26 protein-coding genes and 2 tRNA genes are annotated in these 20,598 nt (G+C 43.5%); 13 read left to right on the forward strand and 15 right to left on the reverse strand.

The genetic code is table 11. From position 1 onward, the window contains the following. Positions 1-51: 51 nt before the first annotated feature. Complete coding sequence (locus A3C46_03960; protein OGQ22959.1) at positions 52-453, reverse strand: hypothetical protein; 402 nt, start codon at positions 451-453, stop codon at positions 52-54. 93 nt (positions 454-546) lie between these two features. Here A3C46_03960 and A3C46_03965 point away from each other — a divergent pair, with 93 nt between their 5' ends. Together A3C46_03965 and A3C46_03970 are read left to right on the forward strand one after the other, a co-directional pair. Further along, a complete protein-coding gene (locus A3C46_03965; GenBank protein OGQ22960.1) occupies positions 547-2,391 on the forward strand; it encodes an ABC transporter ATP-binding protein in 1,845 nt (614 codons plus the stop codon). A 92-nt stretch (positions 2,392-2,483) separates the two neighbouring features. Then, the gene (locus A3C46_03970) at positions 2,484-3,095 is read left to right on the forward strand and encodes a hypothetical protein (GenBank protein OGQ22961.1); all 612 of its coding nucleotides are present in this window, start codon (positions 2,484-2,486) and stop codon (positions 3,093-3,095) included. A 46-nt stretch (positions 3,096-3,141) separates the two neighbouring features. Here the strand turns inward: A3C46_03970 and A3C46_03975 are convergent, their stop codons facing one another. After that, entirely contained in the window at positions 3,142-3,477 is a 336-nt protein-coding gene (locus A3C46_03975; protein OGQ22962.1) for a hypothetical protein, read from the reverse strand. Between the two features lie 103 nt (positions 3,478-3,580). After that, complete coding sequence (locus A3C46_03980) at positions 3,581-3,736, reverse strand: DUF3309 domain-containing protein (protein OGQ22963.1); 156 nt, start codon at positions 3,734-3,736, stop codon at positions 3,581-3,583. A 146-nt stretch (positions 3,737-3,882) separates the two neighbouring features. Between A3C46_03980 and A3C46_03985 the strand changes: the two genes are divergently transcribed. From A3C46_03985 to A3C46_03995, 3 genes are read left to right on the forward strand one after another with little or no spacing between them, the layout of a single operon-like run. Beyond that, positions 3,883-4,776 carry a hypothetical protein gene (locus tag A3C46_03985; protein ID OGQ22964.1) on the forward strand — a complete coding sequence of 298 codons (894 nt, stop codon included), beginning with the start codon at positions 3,883-3,885 and terminating at the stop codon, positions 4,774-4,776. Positions 4,777-4,829: 53 nt separating this feature from the next. Further along, the gene (locus A3C46_03990) at positions 4,830-5,267 is read left to right on the forward strand and encodes a hypothetical protein (protein ID OGQ22965.1); all 438 of its coding nucleotides are present in this window, start codon (positions 4,830-4,832) and stop codon (positions 5,265-5,267) included. 5 nt (positions 5,268-5,272) lie between these two features. Next, positions 5,273-5,845 (forward strand): hypothetical protein, encoded by a 573-nt coding sequence (locus tag A3C46_03995; protein ID OGQ22966.1) that lies wholly within the window; start codon positions 5,273-5,275, stop codon positions 5,843-5,845. Between the two features lie 7 nt (positions 5,846-5,852). On the opposite strand, the gene A3C46_04000 is transcribed toward A3C46_03995, so the two are convergent. From A3C46_04000 to A3C46_04020, 5 genes are read right to left on the reverse strand one after another with little or no spacing between them, the layout of a single operon-like run. Continuing rightward, positions 5,853-6,113, reverse strand: a complete 261-nt coding sequence (locus A3C46_04000) for a hypothetical protein (protein OGQ22967.1) — start codon at positions 6,111-6,113, stop codon at positions 5,853-5,855. After that, positions 6,110-6,355: a hypothetical protein gene (locus A3C46_04005; protein ID OGQ22968.1), complete on the reverse strand. Its 246-nt coding sequence runs from the start codon at positions 6,353-6,355 to the stop codon at positions 6,110-6,112. The genes A3C46_04000 and A3C46_04005 overlap by 4 nt, the downstream gene beginning before the upstream one ends. After that, positions 6,327-6,776, reverse strand: coding sequence for a hypothetical protein (locus A3C46_04010; GenBank protein OGQ22969.1), 450 nt, complete (start codon positions 6,774-6,776; stop codon positions 6,327-6,329). The genes A3C46_04005 and A3C46_04010 overlap by 29 nt, the downstream gene beginning before the upstream one ends. 41 nt (positions 6,777-6,817) lie before the next feature. Continuing rightward, positions 6,818-7,123, reverse strand: a complete 306-nt coding sequence (locus tag A3C46_04015; GenBank protein ID OGQ22970.1) for a hypothetical protein — start codon at positions 7,121-7,123, stop codon at positions 6,818-6,820. Then, a complete protein-coding gene (locus A3C46_04020; GenBank protein OGQ23053.1) occupies positions 7,120-7,440 on the reverse strand; it encodes a hypothetical protein in 321 nt (106 codons plus the stop codon). The genes A3C46_04015 and A3C46_04020 overlap by 4 nt, the downstream gene beginning before the upstream one ends. Positions 7,441-7,880: 440 nt before the next feature. Here A3C46_04020 and A3C46_04025 point away from each other — a divergent pair, with 440 nt between their 5' ends. Then, positions 7,881-8,324 carry a hypothetical protein gene (locus tag A3C46_04025; protein OGQ22971.1) on the forward strand — a complete coding sequence of 148 codons (444 nt, stop codon included), beginning with the start codon at positions 7,881-7,883 and terminating at the stop codon, positions 8,322-8,324. A gap of 29 nt (positions 8,325-8,353) precedes the next feature. Here the strand turns inward: A3C46_04025 and A3C46_04030 are convergent, their stop codons facing one another. Beyond that, the gene (locus A3C46_04030) at positions 8,354-8,692 is read right to left on the reverse strand and encodes a hypothetical protein (protein OGQ22972.1); all 339 of its coding nucleotides are present in this window, start codon (positions 8,690-8,692) and stop codon (positions 8,354-8,356) included. A gap of 100 nt (positions 8,693-8,792) precedes the next feature. On the opposite strand from A3C46_04030, the gene A3C46_04035 reads away from it, so the two are divergent. Both A3C46_04035 and A3C46_04040 read left to right on the forward strand, forming a co-directional pair. Beyond that, on the forward strand, positions 8,793-9,017 hold the full coding sequence (locus A3C46_04035; protein ID OGQ22973.1) for a hypothetical protein: 225 nt from the start codon (positions 8,793-8,795) through the stop codon (positions 9,015-9,017). Positions 9,018-9,019: 2 nt separating this feature from the next. After that, complete coding sequence (locus A3C46_04040; GenBank protein ID OGQ22974.1) at positions 9,020-9,409, forward strand: hypothetical protein; 390 nt, start codon at positions 9,020-9,022, stop codon at positions 9,407-9,409. A gap of 134 nt (positions 9,410-9,543) precedes the next feature. Here the strand turns inward: A3C46_04040 and A3C46_04045 are convergent, their stop codons facing one another. Continuing rightward, positions 9,544-9,783, reverse strand: a complete 240-nt coding sequence (locus tag A3C46_04045) for a hypothetical protein (protein ID OGQ22975.1) — start codon at positions 9,781-9,783, stop codon at positions 9,544-9,546. Positions 9,784-9,925: 142 nt separating this feature from the next. Here A3C46_04045 and A3C46_04050 point away from each other — a divergent pair, with 142 nt between their 5' ends. Continuing rightward, entirely contained in the window at positions 9,926-11,068 is a 1,143-nt protein-coding gene (locus A3C46_04050) for a cell filamentation protein Fic (GenBank protein ID OGQ22976.1), read from the forward strand. A gap of 233 nt (positions 11,069-11,301) precedes the next feature. On the opposite strand, the gene A3C46_04055 is transcribed toward A3C46_04050, so the two are convergent. Both A3C46_04055 and A3C46_04060 read right to left on the reverse strand, forming a co-directional pair. Continuing rightward, positions 11,302-11,832, reverse strand: a complete 531-nt coding sequence (locus A3C46_04055; GenBank protein ID OGQ22977.1) for a hypothetical protein — start codon at positions 11,830-11,832, stop codon at positions 11,302-11,304. Then, the gene (locus tag A3C46_04060) at positions 11,829-12,404 is read right to left on the reverse strand and encodes a hypothetical protein (GenBank protein OGQ22978.1); all 576 of its coding nucleotides are present in this window, start codon (positions 12,402-12,404) and stop codon (positions 11,829-11,831) included. Before A3C46_04060 ends, A3C46_04055 begins: the two co-directional genes overlap by 4 nt. Before the next feature lie 112 nt (positions 12,405-12,516). Here A3C46_04060 and A3C46_04065 point away from each other — a divergent pair, with 112 nt between their 5' ends. From A3C46_04065 to A3C46_04075, 3 genes are read left to right on the forward strand one after another with little or no spacing between them, the layout of a single operon-like run. Next, positions 12,517-13,713, forward strand: a complete 1,197-nt coding sequence (locus A3C46_04065) for a hypothetical protein (GenBank protein ID OGQ22979.1) — start codon at positions 12,517-12,519, stop codon at positions 13,711-13,713. Between the two features lie 11 nt (positions 13,714-13,724). Next, positions 13,725-14,558 carry a hypothetical protein gene (locus tag A3C46_04070; protein ID OGQ22980.1) on the forward strand — a complete coding sequence of 278 codons (834 nt, stop codon included), beginning with the start codon at positions 13,725-13,727 and terminating at the stop codon, positions 14,556-14,558. Beyond that, positions 14,539-17,799, forward strand: a complete 3,261-nt coding sequence (locus tag A3C46_04075) for a cation transporter (GenBank protein ID OGQ22981.1) — start codon at positions 14,539-14,541, stop codon at positions 17,797-17,799. Before A3C46_04070 ends, A3C46_04075 begins: the two co-directional genes overlap by 20 nt. Before the next feature lie 99 nt (positions 17,800-17,898). On the opposite strand, the gene A3C46_04080 is transcribed toward A3C46_04075, so the two are convergent. The 3 genes from A3C46_04080 to A3C46_04090 all read right to left on the reverse strand — a co-directional run bounded on the left by A3C46_04080 (position 17,899) and on the right by A3C46_04090 (position 18,287). Continuing rightward, complete coding sequence (locus A3C46_04080; GenBank protein ID OGQ22982.1) at positions 17,899-18,093, reverse strand: cold-shock protein; 195 nt, start codon at positions 18,091-18,093, stop codon at positions 17,899-17,901. A gap of 31 nt (positions 18,094-18,124) precedes the next feature. Continuing rightward, positions 18,125-18,200: transfer RNA gene (locus tag A3C46_04085), tRNA-Glu, on the reverse strand. Positions 18,201-18,214: 14 nt separating this feature from the next. Next, positions 18,215-18,287, reverse strand: a tRNA-Lys gene (locus A3C46_04090). Positions 18,288-18,537: 250 nt separating this feature from the next. Here A3C46_04090 and A3C46_04095 point away from each other — a divergent pair. Continuing rightward, positions 18,538-20,583: a potassium transporter gene (locus A3C46_04095; GenBank protein ID OGQ22983.1), complete on the forward strand. Its 2,046-nt coding sequence runs from the start codon at positions 18,538-18,540 to the stop codon at positions 20,581-20,583. The last annotated feature ends 15 nt before the right edge of the window (positions 20,584-20,598 follow it).

Consider the following 20,598-nt stretch of genomic DNA (forward strand, 5'->3'; position numbering starts at 1 on the left):
AATAATATCCGGATCTGAAATGGTTAATGGCTTCATGCTGCCATGATACCATTACGATAAATATACGCAATTACTTATGTCGCTGTGTATAGCAAGGAGATATTCTACTTGAAGTACTTTTGTTTTTACGCCTTCGTATTCCTTTATGGAAGCTTCCTTTACAGCCTCTCTCACAAGAGCATTGTATACGGGAATAAATTGGACTGGAATTCCTTCGATGGTGACGTGTTCTTTTTCAGCTTGATAGCCTTTGGCTTGAAGAGTGACGTAAAGAGGATTTAAATTAATAAGGGTTTGTGTGTTTTGATCGCCTGGAAGAAAGACAAAAATGTCGATATCGAAAGTTAAGGCTGGTTCAGTGTAAAAAAGAAGAGCTGTGGCTCCGCCCATTGCATAACCTTCGATTACACCTGCTTTTTCTAACTCATGAATAATTTGAAGAACTTTTTTCATTTTTTGCTCTCTCATTTTTATTCCAAATCAAATAAATTGAAAACAATTATCTCATTGACCCCTTTGTGACCGATCTCTATACCATCCGACCCTATGTTACGCATTCAAGGTTTAACCAAATCATACGCGTCGCAGACGCTTTTTGAAAGCGTCTCGTTTCAGATGTCGCCAGGAGAGCGGCTTGGGCTTGTTGGCCGCAATGGTCACGGAAAGTCGACCCTCTTTCGTTTGATCCTCGGGCAAGAAGATTACGATGAAGGGTCAATCGTTGTTCCTCGCAACTATCGCATTGGCCATCTTGCGCAGCATCTTCATTTTACGAAACCCACGATTCTCGAAGAAGGATGTCTCGGCCTCACCGAAGAAGAGGAACACGATCATTATAAAGTCGAACGTATTCTTTTTGGTCTTGGGTTTACCAAAACCGATTTGGAAAGAGCACCTTCAACTTTTTCAGGTGGATTTCAGATTCGACTCAATCTTGCGAAAGTTTTGGTTTCAAATCCGAACTTACTTCTCCTCGATGAACCGACAAATTATCTCGATATCGTCTCTGTTCGCTGGATTACGACCTTTCTACGTAATTGGGAAAATGAACTCATTATCATCTCTCACGATCGTGAGTTTATGGATACAGTCACAACTCATACTGCTGCGATTCATCGTCAAGGGATTCGAAAGATTGAAGGTGGGACTGAAAAACTTTACTCCCAGATTGCGCTCGAAGAAGAGATTCACGAAAAAACTCGTCTCAATGAAGAGAAACAACGAAAGCAGATCGAAATTTTCGTCAATCGTTTTCGTGCGAAAGCTTCAAAGGCTTCAAGTGTCCAGTCACGTGTCAAACTACTTGAAAAAATGCCGGCAAAAGAGAAGCTTACAAAAATTGCTGATCTCGACTTTGCTTTTCATGCCGAACCTTTTCACGCAAAGACACTCATTGAAGCGCAACATCTCTCTTTTCACTTTGATCCACAAGTTCCCCTTATTGAAAACTTTCATCTCAATATTGGTGCGAAAGATCGAATTGCTGTTATTGGAAAAAATGGAAAAGGGAAGTCGACGCTTCTCAATCTCATCGCAGGTGAGCTAACACCTCAGCAAGGTTCCATTAAGGCACATCCGAAGATGAAGCTTGGTTACTTTGGTCAAACAAACATTGATCGTTTAGCTCCAAACGCAACCGTTGAAACTGAAATTGGAACTGCAAATCCAGTGCTCGGCAGAACACAAGTGCGTGGTATTTGCGGTGTCATGATGTTCAGTGGTGATCTGGCCGAAAAGAGAATTTCTGTCCTTTCAGGAGGTGAGCGAAGTCGCGTGATGCTCGGAAAGATTCTCGCTGCACCTGCGAATCTCCTTTTTCTCGATGAACCGACCAACCATCTCGATATGCAGTCGATTGATTCACTTGTCGAAAGTATTCAAGGCTTTGATGGAGCGGTGGTGATTGTCACACACAGCGAAATGATTTTGCGTGAAGTAGCCACAAAGCTTGTCGTGTTTCAAGCGGGTGGCATTAATATTTATAACTACACCTATGATGAATTTATAGATCGAGTGGGCTGGAACGAAGAAGAGCCAGAAGATTCCCCCAAAAAGGTGAGAGAAGTGGTGAGTGAAGTTGTTCCCAATGAAAATAAAAAAGAGGCACGTAAGAAACGGGCGGAAACGCTTGCTGAAAAATCAAAAATACTCACGCCGTTGAAAGAAGAGATGACCAGGCTTGAAAACGAAATTTGCTCTCTCGAAGTAGAGCTTGCGCAGATAAATCAAAGATTGATCGAAGCTTCGACACAGAAGGTCATCGATCAATTTGTATCGCTTTCTAAATCCCTCAAAACACTCCAGCAACAGATTGAAGAAAAGTTTGTGGCCCTTGAGAAAGTGACAAAAAAACACGATGAAAAAATGCAAGAATTTGCGTCAGAAGATTAATTCACGGTGCTATCTTTTATAGGCTTGCGCAGTAAGCGGGAATGAAGTAAATTCCGCCCTCCATAAATTCAACTTTTATAAGGAGGGGAGATATGAAGACAAAAAAGTTAGGTTTCATTGTTGTGGGGTTGGCGGTATCTGTCATGTTGAGTGCATTAGCGCAGGCAAAGGGAAATGAACCTCAGATGTCGACAGAGATGCAAGAGCACATGACCAAGGCAAAAGAGGCAGGGACACCGGGACCAAATCACGAAATCCTCAAAGCATTTGAAGGAAAGTGGAAAGTAACCAGTCGTTCCTGGATGGAACCGGGAAGTAAGCCAGAGATGTCGACAGGGACCAGCTCTTTGTTCTGGACCCTTGACGGTCGTTTTCTTGAGCAAAAATTTAAAGGTGATTGGGCGGGTGAGAAATTTGATGGTCTCGGTTTTATAGGCTACGATAACCTTAAAAAACAATATGTCTCTTTTTGGCTCGATAGCATGTCGACCGGTGTTTCTCACGCGACGGGAAAATATGATCCAACAACAAAGACAATCAAAGACACGGGTACCTTTAGCTGTCCGATGACAGGGGAGAAGAACAAGTGGTTTCGCTCAGAGTGGAAAATTATCAATGACGATCAGCACGTTTACAACATGTATATGAAAGATCCGAACGGAAAAGAATTTAAAACAATGGAACTGACGTATAGCCGTAAGTAAGGTTTTTGTCATTCCCTCGAAGTTACTTTTCAAGTTTGGAGGGAAATTATTTTGTTGTCGGCATCCGTTTTGTTCTCCCATATCGTCGTTGAAACATCCCTGATTTCGCATGGGAACTTTGAGCGGTCTGACGGACTTCGTCGTTGATTTGGTATTGATCAGCGCACTGTAAACAGAGCCACTGTTTACCCGCAATGATACCAACACGATGCTGATAGCGCTCAACATCTGGCGCGGTTTTATTGCACGCGTCGCACATGATACGGAGTTGATCTTTTTGCATGTGCTCGCTTGGCTTCACATGCTGCTTTCGAACTTTTTCTCGCTCGATATCTTTCTTTGAAACCACACCCGCTTTAATCAACGCATCGCGCAAACTCATAAAATTTCCTCCATCTGCGGCACTTTCTCATGCAGGAAGCGCGGATTGTCAAGAAGGGGATTTAGATTGGATTTTTAGCTTTTTCCTAAATCGTCTCAGCAGCTTAAATACGTCCCGTGAGAAGTAAAATAATAACAATGATGAGTAAGATGCCTCCGATGCCACTTGGGAAATAGCCAAAATTGCGGCTATGCGGCCAGGCAGGTAAAGTTCCAAACACTGCAACGATGAGAAGTATAATTAAAATTGTTCCTAACATAATAAACCTCCTTGAGTTACGATATCGTTGACAGAGAAACTCTATGAGTGGGAGTTATAAAGCACAATCGGGACAAATAATATTTTAAGATAGGGGATTCCCCTGACTTGCTTCGATATCGTGAATGGATTAATGATGAAGTCGCTATGACCTCTCACGACTGGCCAAGTTTACCGCTTAAAGAATGGCAAGAGACCTACGCGACCCTCCATATATGGACGCAAATCGTCGGAAAAATCAGAATGGAGTTTACCCCCTCTCTCAATCACTGGTGGCACACGACTCTTTATGTGACGCCACGAGGGCTTAGCACTTCATTGATTCCTTATCGGCAGCTTTCTTTTGAAATCACGTTTGATTTTATTGATCATCAGCTTTTAGTTCAGACTGCTGCGAGTCACGTTCGTACTATGTTGCTTCGTCCCATGTCTGTCGCGCAATTTTATCGAGATCTCATGAAGCTGTTAGATTCTTTAGAGATCGATGCAAAAATAAATCTTCTCCCGCAAGAAGTTCCAAATCCAATTCCGTTCGATCAAGATGAAACCCATAAGTCTTACGAGAAAGAATATGCTCGTCGTCATTTTCATCTTTTGCTGCAAGCTGACAGACTCATGAAAAAATTTCGGAGTGGATTTGTGGGAAAATGCAGTCCCGTTCATTTCTTCTGGGGGAGTTTTGATATGGCAGTGACTCGTTTTTCTGGGCGGGCGGCGCCAGCAGTCGCGGGAGCTGATCACGCAACACAAGAAGCCTATTCTCAGGAAGTCTCAAGCTGCGGTTTTTGGCCAGGAAGTGGAAACATCGAAAACCCGGCATTCTATGCTTATTTTTCACCCGAACCCTCAGGTTATGCTTCAAGTCCACTCATCCCCTCCCCCGCATTTTATAATCCCCCGACCAAAGGGTATGTCCTTATGTATGATGAGGTGAAAAAAGCGAAAGATCCTGATCGTCTTGTACTCGATTTTTTTCAAAGCACCTACGAAGTAGGTGCAGATCTTGGAGAATGGAATCGAGGAAGTCTTGAGAGAAGTTGATCGCGCAGGAAATTTAGTGTAATCATGTGACCTTCAACTTTAAAAGGAGGCACATGATGAAACGCTTTTTTCAACCGATTGCTCTGTCAGCTTTTCCGTCGTTCACACTTCTTCTACTTCGCTTGATGGTCGGCGCTGCCTTTGTGCTGCATGGTTGGGGAAAGATTCAGACCCCATTTGCTTGGCTTCCCGCTCAGGCTCCTGTTGCTATTCCAGGAATACTTCAATGTTTAGCAGCGATATCTGAATTTGGTGGTGGAATGGCACTCATCCTTGGTTTGCTCACACGCCTTGGAGCCTTTGGACTCGCCTGCACCATGGGCGTTGCTGTCTATTTTCACGCTGTTGTAAATAAAGATCCCTTTGTGAACCACACTGGTGGGATGTCTTATGAGCCAGCGTTAGTCTACCTTGGCATCGCTCTTGTCTTCTTAGCCCTCGGCCCTGGAAAATTTTCGTTAGATTCCAAAATATTTAGTGAACGTGCTTGAGCAGGATGACCACAAATCGTCTTGAAGCGTTTAGTGATGGGGTGATTGCCATCATTATAACGATCATGGTGCTCGAGATGAAACCGCCGCATGAACCGAACGTCGCGGCGCTCACATCACTCGGTTCGGCCTTTCTCTCTTACATCCTCAGTTTTATCTACGTCGGTACGTACTGGAATAATCATCACCATCTGTTGCATGCTGCGCAAAAAATCGAGGGTCGCATTTTGTGGGCAAACTTACACTTGCTCTTTTGGCTCTCGCTCATTCCGTTTGTCACTGCATGGATGGGCGAAAATCATTTCGCCAAACTTCCGGTTGCGCTTTACGGTTTTGTGCTGCTGATGGCGGGGATCGCCTATTACCTTCTCGCGCACTCACTCATGTCGCAGCGTGAGAACGCGCAACTCGCCCGCGCGATCGGAAAAGATTACAAAGGGATCGCATCGATTATTATTTATGCGATCGCCATTCCACTTTCATTCCTCAATCCCTGGCTCTCTTTCTCTCTTTATGCGCTCGTTGCCATCATGTGGATCATCCCGGATCGAAGGATTGAGAAGGGGATTGGGGAGTAGAAGATTATTACTGTTTCCTTTTGCTGGCCCATAAAAGAAAGTTTCGTTCACCACAGAGGCGAAGAGCAGCATGCCATGGTAATGAACGGTGTGAAGAACGGATGGGATGAGAGATAAATTGAGCTATTGGAGTTTCATGGACAAAGAGCCCATCTGTTTTGAGAACTCTTTCAATTTCACGAAGCGCTTGTTCTGGATGAGTGGTGTAATAACAAGTCCCAAAGTCGAAGATGACATCAAATGATTCATCAGGAAAAGGCATATTCATGACGTTAACATGATGAATTGCAACTTGGATTCCTCTCTCTCTCTGGCATAATTTTCAGCGCTGATAATCAATGTTTTATCAAGATCGATCCCCGAAAGAGAAGCTGGTTTGCAGCAATTGAAAAGAACAGGAAGAGCAATACCCTGACCACAACCAACTTCAAGAATATGAGCGTGTGACGGCGATTTGAGAAGCGAGAGGAGAAGGGGAACCTCAATTTTTTCCTGAATGAAGTTTCTCATTTTGATCTTCCACAATTTTTTTCAACTCCCCATAAATCACAATCGGTTTCATGGCTTTTATTTCGGTGTCATAAAATGAAATTTCGGGGATGTCATTGAGAAGATAAATGGGTTTGCTCTGAATATACGCAAAGCCCATTTCTAAAAATGAGTTACCACCGATATATCCTTTGATTCCATTTTTGTCATAGTTGAGCACCAAAACGGCGTCGCAATCGCGAATGACATTCCAATGTTCTCGAATAGCGTCATCATTGTTTTTGTGCTGAAGCTTCAGATTCTCCTTTGCTTCGTCACTGAGTCGCAAATATTGTTCATTGAAAGAAGAAGGGAACGCTTGATGACCCATGCGGGCCAAGGCCTCTTGCACCTCTTTGGCCTTCTCCGCGAATTGCATACTATGACAGAGTGCAATTTTCATGTGAGATTCGATAGATCTTTCGGATAAGCATTGTCAATGATCTATGCTGCTTTTTGATATTCAAAACTAACAAGAAGTTTCGCTTTAAGAGCATGAGCAATGCGTTCGAGGAGATCGAGAGAGGGAATCCGCTGATCTGTTCCTGACTCCAAGCGCGCGATAACGACTTGGCTTGTTTTTGCTTTCCGAGCAAGTTCTGCTTGTGTGAGACCAACTTTTAATCGTGCATCCCGAACCATTCGGGCTATTTCACTAATAGCTCGTTCGCGTTCAAAATAAAATTTGAACTCAGAATCTCTCATCTGCTTTTTGATAACATCTTTAAGAGTAATTCGTTTTGTTTTCATGATAAAACCTCCTTCATTCGTTTAAGAGCAACTTCTCGTTCTCGAAGCGGCAATTTTTGCCCCTGTTTTTTATAAGCATGCAATAAAACCATTTCTTCTTGCTGAACCATGACATAAAAAACACGATGTGCTGAAACCTTAATCTCCCATAGCTTTCCTTCAATCTGACGAAATTGTGTTCTCACCGCATCAAAACCGTATTGTTCCACTTGATGAAGCGCTTCTAAAAGACGGGCACGTTCGGGTTTCGATAGATCGTGTACATAATCAAGCACAGGAGATCTACCGGATGCCGTCGTATAGAAGGTAACTTTCATTGTTAGAATATAACCAATTGGATATAAATTGCAAGGAGAATTTTTGAGATTTTTCTTAGACATTCATAGGGCGTATTAATGAAACGCTCTGGGGTCAAGCCTTGACATGGTTCATTTTTTAAAATTTTGAATTTGAAATTGACTTATGCGCAATCTAATTTAATAGGACAATTCAGCTATGTCTCCATTCTTTTTCAGGAAATTCGAACGGTGGCCTTTAGAAGGTGCCAAATCAATCAGTGTATGTTGCGAGAAATGCCGGAACACGAACGATCACATTATTATGGTTGATCCTGAGATTCCTCTTCTTCAATTTGGGCCATTTGGTAAAAAACCTCTCCTGAGTCTTAAGAAGTATTATCTGACATGTTCCATTTGTGGACACGACGCAAAAGAGCTGACTAAAGACCAAGCCAACGCTATGAAGGGATAGATAAAAAATGATTATCGCTGGGTGGGGGGAAAAAGCAAAAGAGTTGGCATTCGTGGGTATAAATAAATGCCCAAAGTGTAAGAACCATGTCCCCATGGATCTTTATGAATTAGCGAACAAGGTCTCCCTTTACTTCATTCCCATTGCAAAGTTTAATAAAAAGTACTTCGTGGTTTGTAGCCTATGTGAAAACGGATTTGAAATAGATGAGGAAGGTAAGTTGAAATTTTTACGGATATCGACTGAATTGCCCAATAAGACTCAAACAATGCTCGTCTGGAATGAAATGGCTAGGCGACTTGAAGAGAGGTTGAAGTCCTTCCAGAAAGGACAGCCCGATCCTCTAGACCAGATAGTTGAAGAACTTTTAGAACTTTATCCAAAAAATATTATTCAATACGTAGGAGAGTGTTTTTCGACAATGTTATTGGATGAGGATAAGCCCTCTTAAAAATTAAGTGCCGTTTCACTTCACTGAGATCACTTTTCATGCAACTGACATATCGCAATGACTGCATCTTCGTCACTTAAGATACGAGTGATGTGACCTTTTCCGGTTGTATCTTCTGCTAAAACAACATCGCCAGATTTGAACCGACGTTTTTCGCCATTTGACACTTCAACTTCGATTAAACCTGAGAGCTGAAATATGAATTGTTTTTGGGGAGCTGTGTGCAAATCTTGAATGGAATTTCCTTTAAAAGAGATAAAACGTAAGCCAGTTGTTTTTTGAATCGAATCAAAAGGAAGTTTTTCATCTTGAAAGCATGAATTCCCCTGTTCATCTGCATAAAGCCGAGTGTAATGAAATGGTTTCATCTTCTTTGTCTCATGCAGAGGCCATCGATTGTCAAGAAAGGGATGGGTAATATAAATTCTTTTCTTGTTTTTTTATTGAATCAGGGCGTATTATTGACCCATGAAATCACAGCCAATTGAGGAAATCAGAGAGCAATTTGACCATGAATGGTTGCTCATCGAAGTCGATAAAACAGATGCGTCAACCACGACGGTTCTCACTGGTCGCCTTCTTGAACATAGCCCCAGCAGAGATGAACTTTATAGAAAAGCGCGTCAACATCGTGGCCATACGATGACAGTTTATTCAGAAGATTGGCCTGACGACCTTGCAGCCGCCTTTTGATTATGTCGATATTCGTCCTCAATCCAAAAGCTCAAATCATTCTTGTGAATGCTGATATTATTGGTCCCGAAGGTACTCATACCATCCGAATGATTTTTGATACAGGCGCGAGTTTTACAATGATCCACCCGGATGTACTTGTAAGAATTGGATGCGAACCGACGACACTCAAAAAACAGAAGATCACAACGGCAAGTGGTATTGAATTTGTTTCCTTTATTACAATTCCAGAAATCAGAGTGCTTGGAGAAAGAGCAACAAATTTGGAGATTTCAGTTCACGATCTCCCATCGAACTTGCCTGCTGAAGGTCTTTTAGGTCTTAATTTTTTGAGAAATTTTAATCTTCATCTAAACTTCCTCGACAACCAACTCGAAGTTATCTCGCGATAAAATTCTTTCCGAATCACGATTTGAGGCTATCCGAGGGGTTCCGTCCCCGAGGTAATGCCTCTTTTTTCATCTCTTTTTGTGTTCCATTTTTGAATCACTGTTTCCTTTTGCTGGTCCACAAAAGAAAATTTCGTTCAGGGAGGAGGGGGCGCCAACTCGCCATAAATCACAATCGGCTTCATCGCTTTTATTTCGGTATCATAAAAAGCAATTTCGGGAATTTCGTTGAGAAGATAAATCGGTTTCTTTTGAATATATGCAAAGCCCATTTCTAAAAACGAATTGCCACCGATATAGCCTTTGATTCCATTTTTGTCATAGTTGAGCACGAGAATAATAATAAATTGCATACTACGACAGAGCGCTATTTTCATGGTGAGATGAGAGCGAATAAATCCTTCGTGTCACCGATTGTCAAGAAAGGGATGGTTATGCACCATTAATTGATTGCAATATTATTAACGTTATTGTATAAAACCGTTAATAAGAAAAAACCTTATTAAAGGTTGAAAGATTATGGCCAATAAGCTGAAAACTCATGGGAAAAAGGTTAAATGTCGCGAAGGATATTGGGCCTATGTGCCTAATCCATTGCCTCCGCCTATGGAATGGAATGAACGTCTGGCAAGACATCTCTCAGATGCTGATCGTTCGATTGGTCAGTTAGCCACGATCGGTTTGACTTTGCCAAATCCACATCTGTTGATTCGTCCTTTTGTTCGTCGTGAAGCGGTATTTTCAAGTCGCATCGAAGGAACTCAGACATCCCTCGCAGAACTTTTTGCTGATGAAGCTGGTGCACAGACTGATCAAGATCGATTCGACCTCAAGGAAGTCGATAATTATGTGAAAGCACTGGAGTATGGAATCAAACGACTAAAAACTCTGCCGCTTTCATTGCGACTTATGTGCGAAATTCATGAACATCTGATGAAAGGCGTTCGCGGTAATATCGCGACGCCTGGTGAATTCAGAAGATCGCAGAACTGGATCGGCGTTGGCGGGTGTACTTTACAAAATGCGAGCTACGTTCCGCCACCACCGCACATGCTTATGGAGTGTTTAGGCGAGTTAGAAAAATTTATTCACGCATCCACTTTGCCACCGCTTGTTGCAATCGGTCTCATTCATCAACAATTTGAAGCGATTCATCCATTTCTCGATGGGAATGGTCGCGTAGGTCGTTTGCTCATTATTCTTTATCTTGTAGAGCGAAATATTTTGCCGTCACCGATTCTGTATCTCAGCGCATTTTTTGAGGCAAAGAGAGATGAATACTATGCTCGGCTCCAAGCGGTAACAGACCACGGAGATTGGGAAGGATGGATTGAATATTTTCTGAACGGTGTCGCGCGACAGGCAGAAGATGCATTGAGTCGTATTCAACGCATGCAAGCAATGGTTACAAAATGGAAACAAATTTTTATAAAAAAAACAGACAAGAATTGTCTGTTTTTGATTGATGACTGCATGTTGAATCCGTTCATGACTGTGAATAGTGCTGCGAAGAAACATAAATTTTCATTTCCAACGGCACAGAGAGCCATCGATAAGTTAGAAAACGCCGGTGTGTTAAAACAAACTGATGATGCAAAACGAAATCGAATTTATTGTGCTCGGAAAATTTTGGATATTTTGGATGAACCAGCAAAAATTTGATTCGACAGAAGTGAGGTGTCAAAAAAGACAGGCATAGAACACAGTGCTCAATGTACGAAGCCAATCGATGGGAAGCAGGCGATAGATCAGCTTTGCAAAGTTGTTCGAGGAAAATGAAGGTAGATACCCACGTGCGTCGTGAATCCCCGATGGGGATGGTCAAGGGGAGAGCTGGATCTCCCCTTGACTAAAGCGAGTCGCGGATTCACTTCGCGCGAGCGAATAGATGAGCTTTATACCCAAGCCTGTCGGAGACGATAACTGAGTTCCAAAGAGAGCACCCCGCCAATCAAAGCTCCCAGGAGCCATAAAAGAGTGAATGCTCCAACAAGTTGTGCCCCGAAAAAGTAAAAAGCAGCAAGAGAGACTAAACCAAAAACTCCGGTTTGGAGCCATTTGTGACGCTGAATGGATTCCAGTTCCTCAAGTGTCAAAAATAGATTTGAGAAAAGATACGTCGAAGCCATAAAAAGAATACCGCAAAGGCTCATACACAATCCATGCCCGCCGATTTTCATAAACCAATCCGAGAGCGAAAAGTTTGTGTCAAAAGGATTGAGACCAAACTGGTTACACACGCTAAGAGACAGTAAACCAAAAATAACATGCACAAATGCAACCTTGCTGAACACCATCCAAGGATGTGGGAAAAGACGACGCTCCAGTTTTGTAAAAAATGCTTTTGGTGGATTGAACCGACTAACATCGATTTCCAAGAATTCTTTAAACTCTCTCTGCCAAATTTTTTTGTTTTCAATGATCATACTTCTCCCTTTAATTTCATCACTGCTCGCAGCCGCCTGAGCCCTCGGCTCACCAGTTGCCTTGCATTTTCAGAGGACGTTGCAAGTTTTGAAGCGATTTCCTCGAAGGTGGCATCATCATAAATTTTCATCGCCACTGCCGTTTTTTGATGTGGAAGGAGATGATTGAGCATTTCGTCCTGAGATTCAAAAATAGGTTCTGTAACGGGAGACAATTTTTCAAGCAATGCATGCTCTGTCGGTTCTTCCTTTCTCTTTTTTTTGAGATGATCGATCCACACACTGCGCGTAATCGAAAAAAGCCACGGGGCAAATGGCAAGTGTTGGGCATATTGCGTGCGGGAGCGATGGAGTTTCAAAAAAACATCTTGCGTGAGATCCTGGGCGAATGAAGGCTGAGAAAGTCTCTTGGATAAAAATCCAAAGACACGCCCCGAGTAACGTTGGAATAAAACTTCAAAGGCCATCTGTTTCCCCTCTTGATAATGTTTCATGAGCTCTTCATCCGACTTTGACGTAAAGTCAGTTTCATCTCTCAAGGTAATACGATCCGAATGATTTTTTTGTGACATGTATTTCTTGAATATCAAAAATGACAATGATTTCAATGAATTGTTTACTTTGTCACAAATTTCATCTTTTGATCGTATTCATATACAAAGCCCTGTTTTGTGAGGTCACTCTATGAATTGGAAAACGGGTAGCACGTTTATCCTTCTCTTTGGTTTTTTGAGTTTGGTGGCAAGCCACGTAGTGGCGGAAGAAAAAATTTCTCTCGAGAAGTTTTTAAACTTGGCTCGCGAAGAAAGTCCAGACCTTGCCATTGAATCTGCAAATGTCGATACGTCTCAATATCGAGCATCGGGGATACGTATCCCCTTAGGAATGGTTGGATTCATGCAAATGCAAAATTCTGGCAACACCAGGAATGGCATTGAGGTCTCTCAAGAGATCCCTTTTCCCACAAAAATAATTCAGGATAAAAAAACAAGAAATCTTGAATACGAAACCAAAAAACAAATGGGCGCCATCCAAAAAGTGGGGGTGATGACCAAAGCTCGCGTGGCCTATGTTGAATTTTGGGGAGCTTCAAAGAGACTTACGATTTTAAAAGAAAAACAAAATTGGTTTTACCATCATGCGGAACTTTTTCGAACGACCACTCTTTCTGACAATGAAGCCCAAATCCATTTATTAGGAGTTGAATCAGAGGTCGATCTTCTTGAAAATGACATTTTAGATGCAGAGGCAGCTCTTGTTGAAACGCGGAATGGGATGAACAATTTTGCTCCTTCACTGAAACATCAAGAACTCATTCCCATCGAACCTGCGATGGAAAACCCAAAAGTGAGTGAATTTAAAAATCCTCTTGTCGCTTGGAAAGAAAAAGAATTGAAAGCCAAGCAGGCACAGCTTTCTTTGACGAAACAATCTTACCTTCCAGATTTTTCCGTGCGCTTGCGTGCTTTCGAAGGAACGCCAATGTCACAAGGCGAACGTGAATTCATGGTAGGCATTACGGTCCCCTTTCTTTATTTTTGGCAGTCTCAAGCCAAAGTCAAAGAGGCAGCCGCTGAAAAAAAGAAAGTTGATGCAGAACTTCAAAAAGCGACCATTGCATCGGATTCAATGCTTTCCTCTTTTCTGAAGAAATCAGAAGCGCTCCAAAAGCAAATGACGATGTTGAAACATCAGCTTCTTCCGCGTGCAGCACAGAGAGTGGAGTTTATGAAAAACATCTCTCCCAGAACCATGCAGGGATTAGATGCGCATAAATCCGTCATGTCTGATTATCTTGATCTGAAGCTCAAAGCTGTTGACCTGAGAATCGACTATGAAAAAAATTTCCAGGAGATACTTCAACTGACGGAAAATGAATAAAGGAAGATAATATGATGAAACATACCATTTTATTTTTGTCGCTTGGCATTCTCGCCGTCGCACTGGTTTCAGGTTGTCAGCGCAAAGAAAACGCTTCACAGAACACGGTCGATGAGGCGGTGCATGAAGATCCGGATGGTTATTGGACGTGTCCGATGCATCCTCAAGTGCATCAGCACGAAAAAGGGAAGTGCCCAATTTGTGGAATGGATTTGGTTCACGTTAAAGCAAAAAAAAATATTGAGAAGAGTTCTTCTGACGAAATGCATATCAGTGACAAACAATTGAGTCTTGTGGCCATTGGCCGTTATACGGTGTTGCGAAAAGATCTTGCGGTGAGCATTCCGGTTTCTGGGAGCATCCTTTCATCCGAAGAAATTGCGCTTCAGATTTATGAATCTGATATAGCTCTGGTAAAGATGGAGAGTGAATTTTCAGGCTTTTCAAGCGCACTTCCGCAACAAGTATTGAAAGGAAAAATCAAAAAAATCGATTCCATGATTGATCCCACCACTCGCACGCTGAAAGTATTTGGAATTTTGGATCACCCACTTCAAAGCGTGATGAACTATGGTGGTTTTCATGGTGAGATCACAACGCAGCTCAAAAACCAAATCGTGATTCCGGAGAGCTCAGTTCTTCACGCCGGAACTCGTGATTTCGTTTATCTCATTTCATCTGACAATAGGGTCAATCCTCGGGCGGTTATTCTCGGAAGTAAATCTTTGGAAGAGTATCAAGTTATTGCAGGGCTTCAAGAGGGAGATGTGATCTCCACCGGTCCCAATTTTTTGTTGGATTCCGAATCCAAAATCAGAGGTGGCAATGATCAAACGTCTCATTGAATTTTCCGCCACCAATCGTCTTTTGATATTTGTGCTGACGGCTCTATTTATCGTGTTCGGCATCTATTCGTTGAAGCGCATACCTCTGGATGCCATTCCCGATCTCTCGGATACCCAAGTGATCATTTATTCCAAATGGGATCGCTCGCCGGAAATCATCGAAAAGCAAGTGACCTATCCCATCATTGCCTCGCTTTTGGGAGCACCAAAAATAAAATCTGTGAGAGGATTTTCAGATTATGGATTTTCTTATGTGTATGTGATTTTTGAGGATGGGACTGATCTCTACTGGGCAAGAAGCCGGGTCGTTGAATATTTAAGCCGCATTTCTTCCCAACTCCCCTCCGGAGTGAAAACAGAATTAGGACCTGATGCGACAAGTGTGGGCTGGGTATTTCAATACGCCCTTGTCGATGAAACGGGAAAAAGAAACTCTGCGGAACTTCGTTCTCTTCAGGATTGGAATCTACGATATCAACTTCAGTCCGTCCCTGGCGTTTCAGAAGTCGCAGGTGTCGGGGGTTTCGTCAAACAGTTCCAGGTCAAGGTAGATCCCGGTAAACTTGCTCTCTTTCGTCTTTCGCTTCCCCAGGTTTTGGAAGCTGTTCGCAATACAAATCAGGAAAGTGGCGGCCGTGTCATTGAATTTTCAGGCACCGAAGCGATGGTCCGCTCGGAGGGATTGGTGACAACAATTGATGAGATTGCCAATGCTGTCGTTACGTATCCTTTACAAAGTCGTTCCCCGATTCTTGTCAAGCACGTGGCTGATGTTTCGATTGGCCCCGAAATGAGAAGAGGGATTACGGATCTTGACGGCAAAGGCGACACTGTTGGCGGCATCATTGTCATGAGGCAGGGAGAAGATGTTCCTTCTGTCATCAAACGAGTGAAGGAAAAATTTCGGGAGATTCAAAAATCATTGCCTGATGGAGTGAAGATCGTCACTGTTTACGACCGTTCGGATCTTATCCATCGAGCGATGGAGACACTCAAAGAAACTTTAATTGAAGAACTGATCATCGTGAGTTTGGTGATATTACTTTTTCTTTGGCATGTTCCTTCGGCCATTGTCCCCATTGTCACTATTCCCGTCTCTGTGCTTTTGGCGTTTATCCCGCTGGTCTTGCTGGGACAGACATCCAATATTATGTCACTTGCCGGAATTGCGATTTCTATTGGCGTTCTCGTGGACGGGGCTATTGTCGAAGTTGAGAATGCTTATCGAAAGATTCAACACTGGGACGAAGGGGGAAGAAAGGAAAGTTTCTTTAAGGTGCGCCTCGAAGCGCTGAAGGAAGTCGGACCATCGGTGTTCTTCTCTTTGCTCGTGATTGCGATTTCTTTCCTCCCTATTTTTACGCTTGTGGATCAAGAAGGCCGGCTTTTCAGACCATTAGCATTTTCAAAAAATCTTACGTTGGCTATTGCCGCTCTCCTCGCGATTACCCTTGATCCCGCAATGCGCATGCTGTTTGCTCGCCCAAACCCATTTCAGGGACCCATTTCTTGGGTCAATAAAATTGGAAATGTTTTACTGGTGGGAAAATATTATTCCGAACACAAACATCCCATCAGCAGAAGATTATTTGCAGTGTATGAACCCGTTTTGCACTGGATACTTGAAAGAAAAAAGTTAGTTCTGTCACTCGCTTTCCTGGCCGTGCTCTCTATTTTCCCTGGATTTCTGATGCTCGGTTCAGAGTTCATGCCCACTTTGCATGAAGGAAGTCTTCTTTACATGCCGACGGCGCTTCCGGGAATTTCGGTCACTGAAGCCCAACGGATTCTCACACTGCAAGATCACATCATCATATCGTTTCCTGAAGTTGAGTCTGTCTTTGGCAAAGCAGGACGAGCGGATACTTCCACTGATATCGCACCGCTTTCCATGATTGAAACCACCATCATTCTCAAACCAAAATCGGAGTGGCGTAAAAAAGAGCGTTGGCACTCATTCTTGCCTGATATCATTCAGGCTCCATTGCAGCGGATCTGGCCTGAAACGATTTCTGAAGAAGACCTCATTTCAAAAATGAATGAAAAACTGAGTTTCATCGGCATGCCCAATATCTGGACGATGCCCATTAAGAATCGCATCGACATGCTTTCAACGGGAATCAGAAGTCCCATTGGCATTAAAATTTTTGGAGCGGATGTGAAAACTATCGAAAAAATTGGTCAAACTATCGAAAAAAAATTGGCGATGGTTCCTGGCACAAGAACCGTCGTCGCCGAGAGAATCGCCAGTGGTTACTTTTTGGATGTGAAGTTTGATCGGAACAAATTGACTACGTACGGACTTTCGATGAAAGAAGCGCAGGACCAGGCGATGAGCGCTATTGGTGGAGAGAACGTTTCGACCGCACTCATCAATCGCGAGCGTTATCCAATACAAGTGCGATTTGCTCCTGACTTTCGTCAAGATCAACAAGCGATCAAACGTGTCTTGATTTCAACGCCCACAGGAGCACAAATTCCTTTACGTGAAATTGCTACGGTTCAGGTGACGGAAGGGGCTTCAATGATTCGTGATGAGAACGCTTCTCTGGTTGGCTATGTGTATGTGGATATTGATTCCAGTAAAACGGATATCGGGAGTTATGTTGCCCGCGCTAAAAAACTGGTTGGGGAGAACGTCACATTACCTGAAGGCTATACGCTTGCCTGGAGCGGACAATATGAAAACATGGAAAGAGTCAAAGAACGGCTGAAACTCGTGATTCCGCTTACATTCATCATTATCCTTCTGTTACTTCATTTCAATACAGGTTCTTGGGTCAAAACAGGCATCATTCTCCTGGCTGTCCCATTTTCTTTAATTGGCGCTGTCTGGCTGCTGGTGTTTCTTGGATACAATCTTTCGATCGCCACGTGGGTGGGAATGATCGCTCTTTTAGGACTTGATGCCGAAACAGGTGTGTTTATGCTTATGTACCTTGATCTTGCTTATCATGATCGGGAAAAAAGAAATCAGATGAACACAAGAAAAGATCTTGTGGATGCCATCATCGAAGGTGCGGTGCATCGGGTGAGACCAAAACTCATGACCGTGATGGCGCTCTTCATGGGACTCATCCCGATTATGTGGTCCATTGGAGCTGGATCCGATGTCATGAAGCGCATTGCAGCGCCTATGATTGGCGGGCTCTTTACCTCATTTACGCTTGAGCTTCTCATTTATCCCGTTCTCTATCTGATGTGGAGAGAAAGAAAATTTGCTGCGCAAAAAAATCTTTGAGTTACTGAACGTCACACAAATATTTCAAAGACAAATAAGTCACCGATAACTCATGTGCTATCGGTGACTCATTATGTGTTTTCGCTAAATTTTAAATTGTTACTTACGACTTACTTTTTCAGCGCAAGGGCCTTTTTGTCCTTCACCAATGTCGAATTCAACTTTATCACCTTTGGTGATGGGACCATTCACTACAGCTGAAGAATGGACAAAAAGATCTTTGCCGCCATCGTCAGGAGTGATAAATCCAAAACCCTTATCTTCGTTGAAAAACTTTACTGTGCCTGTCGTCATTACTGCCTCCTTTGGTTGAACTTCTCGTTACTTGCGTCCCCAATGGGATTCGAACCCATGTTACCGCCGTGAAAGGGCGGTGTCCTTGACCCCTAGACGATGGGGACATCATTATAGTATGTGAGGCGCCTGGGATTCGAACCCAGGACACCCGCCTTAAAAGGGCGGTGCTCTACCGACTGAGCTAGCGCCTCTATTCGCTTGCGTGGAGTGAATCCACGACTCGCTTTACATTAAGGGGAGATCTTGCTCTCCCCTTAAAAATCCCCATCGGGTTTTGCCAATAGGAGTAAGTCCAGCTAAGCTCTCTCGACAAATCTGAAGCAAAATCGCAAAGATGGCGGAACCTAGCAACGCCCTGAAACGATGTCAACGCTGTTTGGGGAGATTTTATTTGTTTGTATTCGACTTTTTCATTCCTTTAATCTGTGTTAAACAGCCCCCATGCATCAGCTCCACAATTTTCTGGCAAATTTGACTCTGGTTCTTGGCGTTGCGGCGGTGACGGCATTTCTTTTTCAAAGGCTGCGTCAACCTGTTGTGCTTGGCTACATTCTCGCAGGGATGATCGTTGGTCCCTATATTCCTATTCCTCTTGCGGTTGATAGCGATATCGTTCACACGCTCTCTGAGCTTGGCATCATCTTTCTTTTGTTCTCTCTTGGCCTTGAGTTTAGCATTCGCAAACTCATGAAGGTTCTTCCTACAGCTGGTCTTATCACGCTCATCCAATGCGCATTTATGCTCTGGCTCGGTTACATTACAGGACGTGCATTTGGCTGGAGTAACATTGAGAGCTTCTATGCTGGTGCCATGATAGCTATCTCCAGTACGACGATTGTCGTTAAAGCGTTCTCCGAACTAGGGATTAGAGACAACGTAACAGAGACCGTCTTTGCCATTCTTATTGTCGAAGATTTTATCGCCATTCTTCTTCTTGCAGGCTTACCCGCATTGACACAATCGCGCGATAGTTCTGGGCTGATGTTCGCAAAAGCCGTCGGAACGCTTGTGATGTTTCTGGTCACGGTCATTGCTGCAGGAATGATTCTCATCCCGCGAATTTTACGCATTGTTATGCGCATGAATCGTTCTGAAGTCACACTTGTGGTGATCATCGGCATCTGTTTTGCGATCTCACTTTTGGCAAAAGAGATGGGATACTCAGTTGCTCTTGGCGCTTTCATTGCAGGATCACTCATGGCGGAGTCAGGAGATGAGGGTTACTTAGATACGTTGATTCGTCCTGTGCGTGATCTGTTTGCAGCCGTTTTTTTCGTTTCTGTGGGAATGCTTTTTGATCCTTCGGTATTTGCACGTCACTGGCTTTCTCTCCTCATTTTTATTGTTCTCGTTGTTGTCGGAAAATTTTTAGGAGTTACGGTGGGAACGTTTCTTGTTGGTTACGGTACACGACATTCCATACGAACAGGTTTGAGTCTTGCGCAGATTGGAGAGTTTTCATTTATTATTGCAGGAATGGGTGTTGCAACCGGCGCTACAGGAACATTTCTTTTTCCGCTCGCTGTTGCTGTGTCGATTATCACGACATTTGCTGCTCCGTGGCGTATTCGCGGCTCTGATACAATTGCAAAGTGGGTGGATAAATATATGCCTCATCGACTTCAAACCTTTACGACTCTCTATAGCACGTGGATTCAGCGTCTCCGACAACCTCAGTCGCCTGTGGCGCGTTCTCGCATCAAACGACTCTCATTTCTTCTCTTCATTGATACGGTCCTTTTTACAAGCATCATTCTGGGTGCGCTGTTGTCTCTGGAAACACTTACCAGTCGCCTGAAAACTTGGATTGATCTTCCCGAAATCCCAGCACAGAGCATTGGCATTCTCATGACGATCGTATTGGCAACTCCTTTTGGAGTTGGAATCATCCGCTGTATTCACGCATTAGGATTTGAGTTGACCGCACGCGTGATGCCACGACAGGAAAAGGGAAAGCTTGATCTCGCTGTAGCTCCGAGACGTGTTTTGACGGTGACGTTACAACTCGGCATCGTGCTTTTAGTCGGCTTGCCACTGTTAGCGCTCACGCAGCCTTTTGTGCCGTCGTTTTATAGCGCTCTTGTTTTTGCAATTATCTTAATGTTTCTCGGAGTTGTGTTTTGGCGCGGAACGACTCAATTGTATGGTCATGTGCGAGCTGGTGCAGAGATGGTGGTTGAAATGCTCAGTACTTCGATGGAGAAACAGAGAGAAATTTCCGTGATTCCCGAAGATCAGTTTTTGCCGGGACTTGGGTCTGTCTTTTCAATTCGTTTGGTGCCGGGCAGTCTAGCTATAGGCCGCACACTTGCAGACCTCAACTTAAGAGGCATCACTGGTGCAAGTGTGATTGCGATCACACACGGAAAACAGGGAGTGGTCGTACCCACAGGAAAAGAACGACTTCAAGAAGGAGATATCCTCGCCATTACCGGAACAGAAGAGGCACTAAAATTATCAAAACAACTCCTTCTCGGAAGAGAATAAACTTGTGAGAAATAC

The organism is Deltaproteobacteria bacterium RIFCSPHIGHO2_02_FULL_44_16 (genome assembly GCA_001798185.1).
Lineage (GTDB): Bacteria > UBA10199 > UBA10199 > 2-02-FULL-44-16 > 2-02-FULL-44-16 > 2-02-FULL-44-16.

What these genes read in the sequence shown, in the direction of transcription:
- A3C46_03960 (OGQ22959.1), bottom strand. Translation starts at nt 453, where the DNA reads ATGAAAAAAGTTCTTCAAATTATTCATGAGTTAGAAAAAGCAGGTGTA.
- A3C46_03965 (OGQ22960.1), top strand. Translation starts at nt 547, where the DNA reads ATGTTACGCATTCAAGGTTTAACCAAATCATACGCGTCGCAGACGCTT.
- A3C46_03970 (OGQ22961.1), top strand. Translation starts at nt 2,484, where the DNA reads ATGAAGACAAAAAAGTTAGGTTTCATTGTTGTGGGGTTGGCGGTATCT.
- A3C46_03975 (OGQ22962.1), bottom strand. Translation starts at nt 3,477, where the DNA reads ATGAGTTTGCGCGATGCGTTGATTAAAGCGGGTGTGGTTTCAAAGAAA.
- A3C46_03980 (OGQ22963.1), bottom strand. Translation starts at nt 3,736, where the DNA reads ATGTTAGGAACAATTTTAATTATACTTCTCATCGTTGCAGTGTTTGGA.
- A3C46_03985 (OGQ22964.1), top strand. Translation starts at nt 3,883, where the DNA reads ATGACCTCTCACGACTGGCCAAGTTTACCGCTTAAAGAATGGCAAGAG.
- A3C46_03990 (OGQ22965.1), top strand. Translation starts at nt 4,830, where the DNA reads ATGATGAAACGCTTTTTTCAACCGATTGCTCTGTCAGCTTTTCCGTCG.
- A3C46_03995 (OGQ22966.1), top strand. Translation starts at nt 5,273, where the DNA reads ATGACCACAAATCGTCTTGAAGCGTTTAGTGATGGGGTGATTGCCATC.
- A3C46_04000 (OGQ22967.1), bottom strand. Translation starts at nt 6,113, where the DNA reads ATGAATATGCCTTTTCCTGATGAATCATTTGATGTCATCTTCGACTTT.
- A3C46_04005 (OGQ22968.1), bottom strand. Translation starts at nt 6,355, where the DNA reads ATGAGAAACTTCATTCAGGAAAAAATTGAGGTTCCCCTTCTCCTCTCG.
- A3C46_04010 (OGQ22969.1), bottom strand. Translation starts at nt 6,776, where the DNA reads ATGAAAATTGCACTCTGTCATAGTATGCAATTCGCGGAGAAGGCCAAA.
- A3C46_04015 (OGQ22970.1), bottom strand. Translation starts at nt 7,123, where the DNA reads ATGAAAACAAAACGAATTACTCTTAAAGATGTTATCAAAAAGCAGATG.
- A3C46_04020 (OGQ23053.1), bottom strand. Translation starts at nt 7,440, where the DNA reads ATGAAAGTTACCTTCTATACGACGGCATCCGGTAGATCTCCTGTGCTT.
- A3C46_04025 (OGQ22971.1), top strand. Translation starts at nt 7,881, where the DNA reads ATGATTATCGCTGGGTGGGGGGAAAAAGCAAAAGAGTTGGCATTCGTG.
- A3C46_04030 (OGQ22972.1), bottom strand. Translation starts at nt 8,692, where the DNA reads ATGAAACCATTTCATTACACTCGGCTTTATGCAGATGAACAGGGGAAT.
- A3C46_04035 (OGQ22973.1), top strand. Translation starts at nt 8,793, where the DNA reads ATGAAATCACAGCCAATTGAGGAAATCAGAGAGCAATTTGACCATGAA.
- A3C46_04040 (OGQ22974.1), top strand. Translation starts at nt 9,020, where the DNA reads ATGTCGATATTCGTCCTCAATCCAAAAGCTCAAATCATTCTTGTGAAT.
- A3C46_04045 (OGQ22975.1), bottom strand. Translation starts at nt 9,783, where the DNA reads ATGAAAATAGCGCTCTGTCGTAGTATGCAATTTATTATTATTCTCGTG.
- A3C46_04050 (OGQ22976.1), top strand. Translation starts at nt 9,926, where the DNA reads ATGGCCAATAAGCTGAAAACTCATGGGAAAAAGGTTAAATGTCGCGAA.
- A3C46_04055 (OGQ22977.1), bottom strand. Translation starts at nt 11,832, where the DNA reads ATGATCATTGAAAACAAAAAAATTTGGCAGAGAGAGTTTAAAGAATTC.
- A3C46_04060 (OGQ22978.1), bottom strand. Translation starts at nt 12,404, where the DNA reads ATGTCACAAAAAAATCATTCGGATCGTATTACCTTGAGAGATGAAACT.
- A3C46_04065 (OGQ22979.1), top strand. Translation starts at nt 12,517, where the DNA reads ATGAATTGGAAAACGGGTAGCACGTTTATCCTTCTCTTTGGTTTTTTG.
- A3C46_04070 (OGQ22980.1), top strand. Translation starts at nt 13,725, where the DNA reads ATGATGAAACATACCATTTTATTTTTGTCGCTTGGCATTCTCGCCGTC.
- A3C46_04075 (OGQ22981.1), top strand. Translation starts at nt 14,539, where the DNA reads ATGATCAAACGTCTCATTGAATTTTCCGCCACCAATCGTCTTTTGATA.
- A3C46_04080 (OGQ22982.1), bottom strand. Translation starts at nt 18,093, where the DNA reads ATGACGACAGGCACAGTAAAGTTTTTCAACGAAGATAAGGGTTTTGGA.
- A3C46_04095 (OGQ22983.1), top strand. Translation starts at nt 18,538, where the DNA reads ATGCATCAGCTCCACAATTTTCTGGCAAATTTGACTCTGGTTCTTGGC.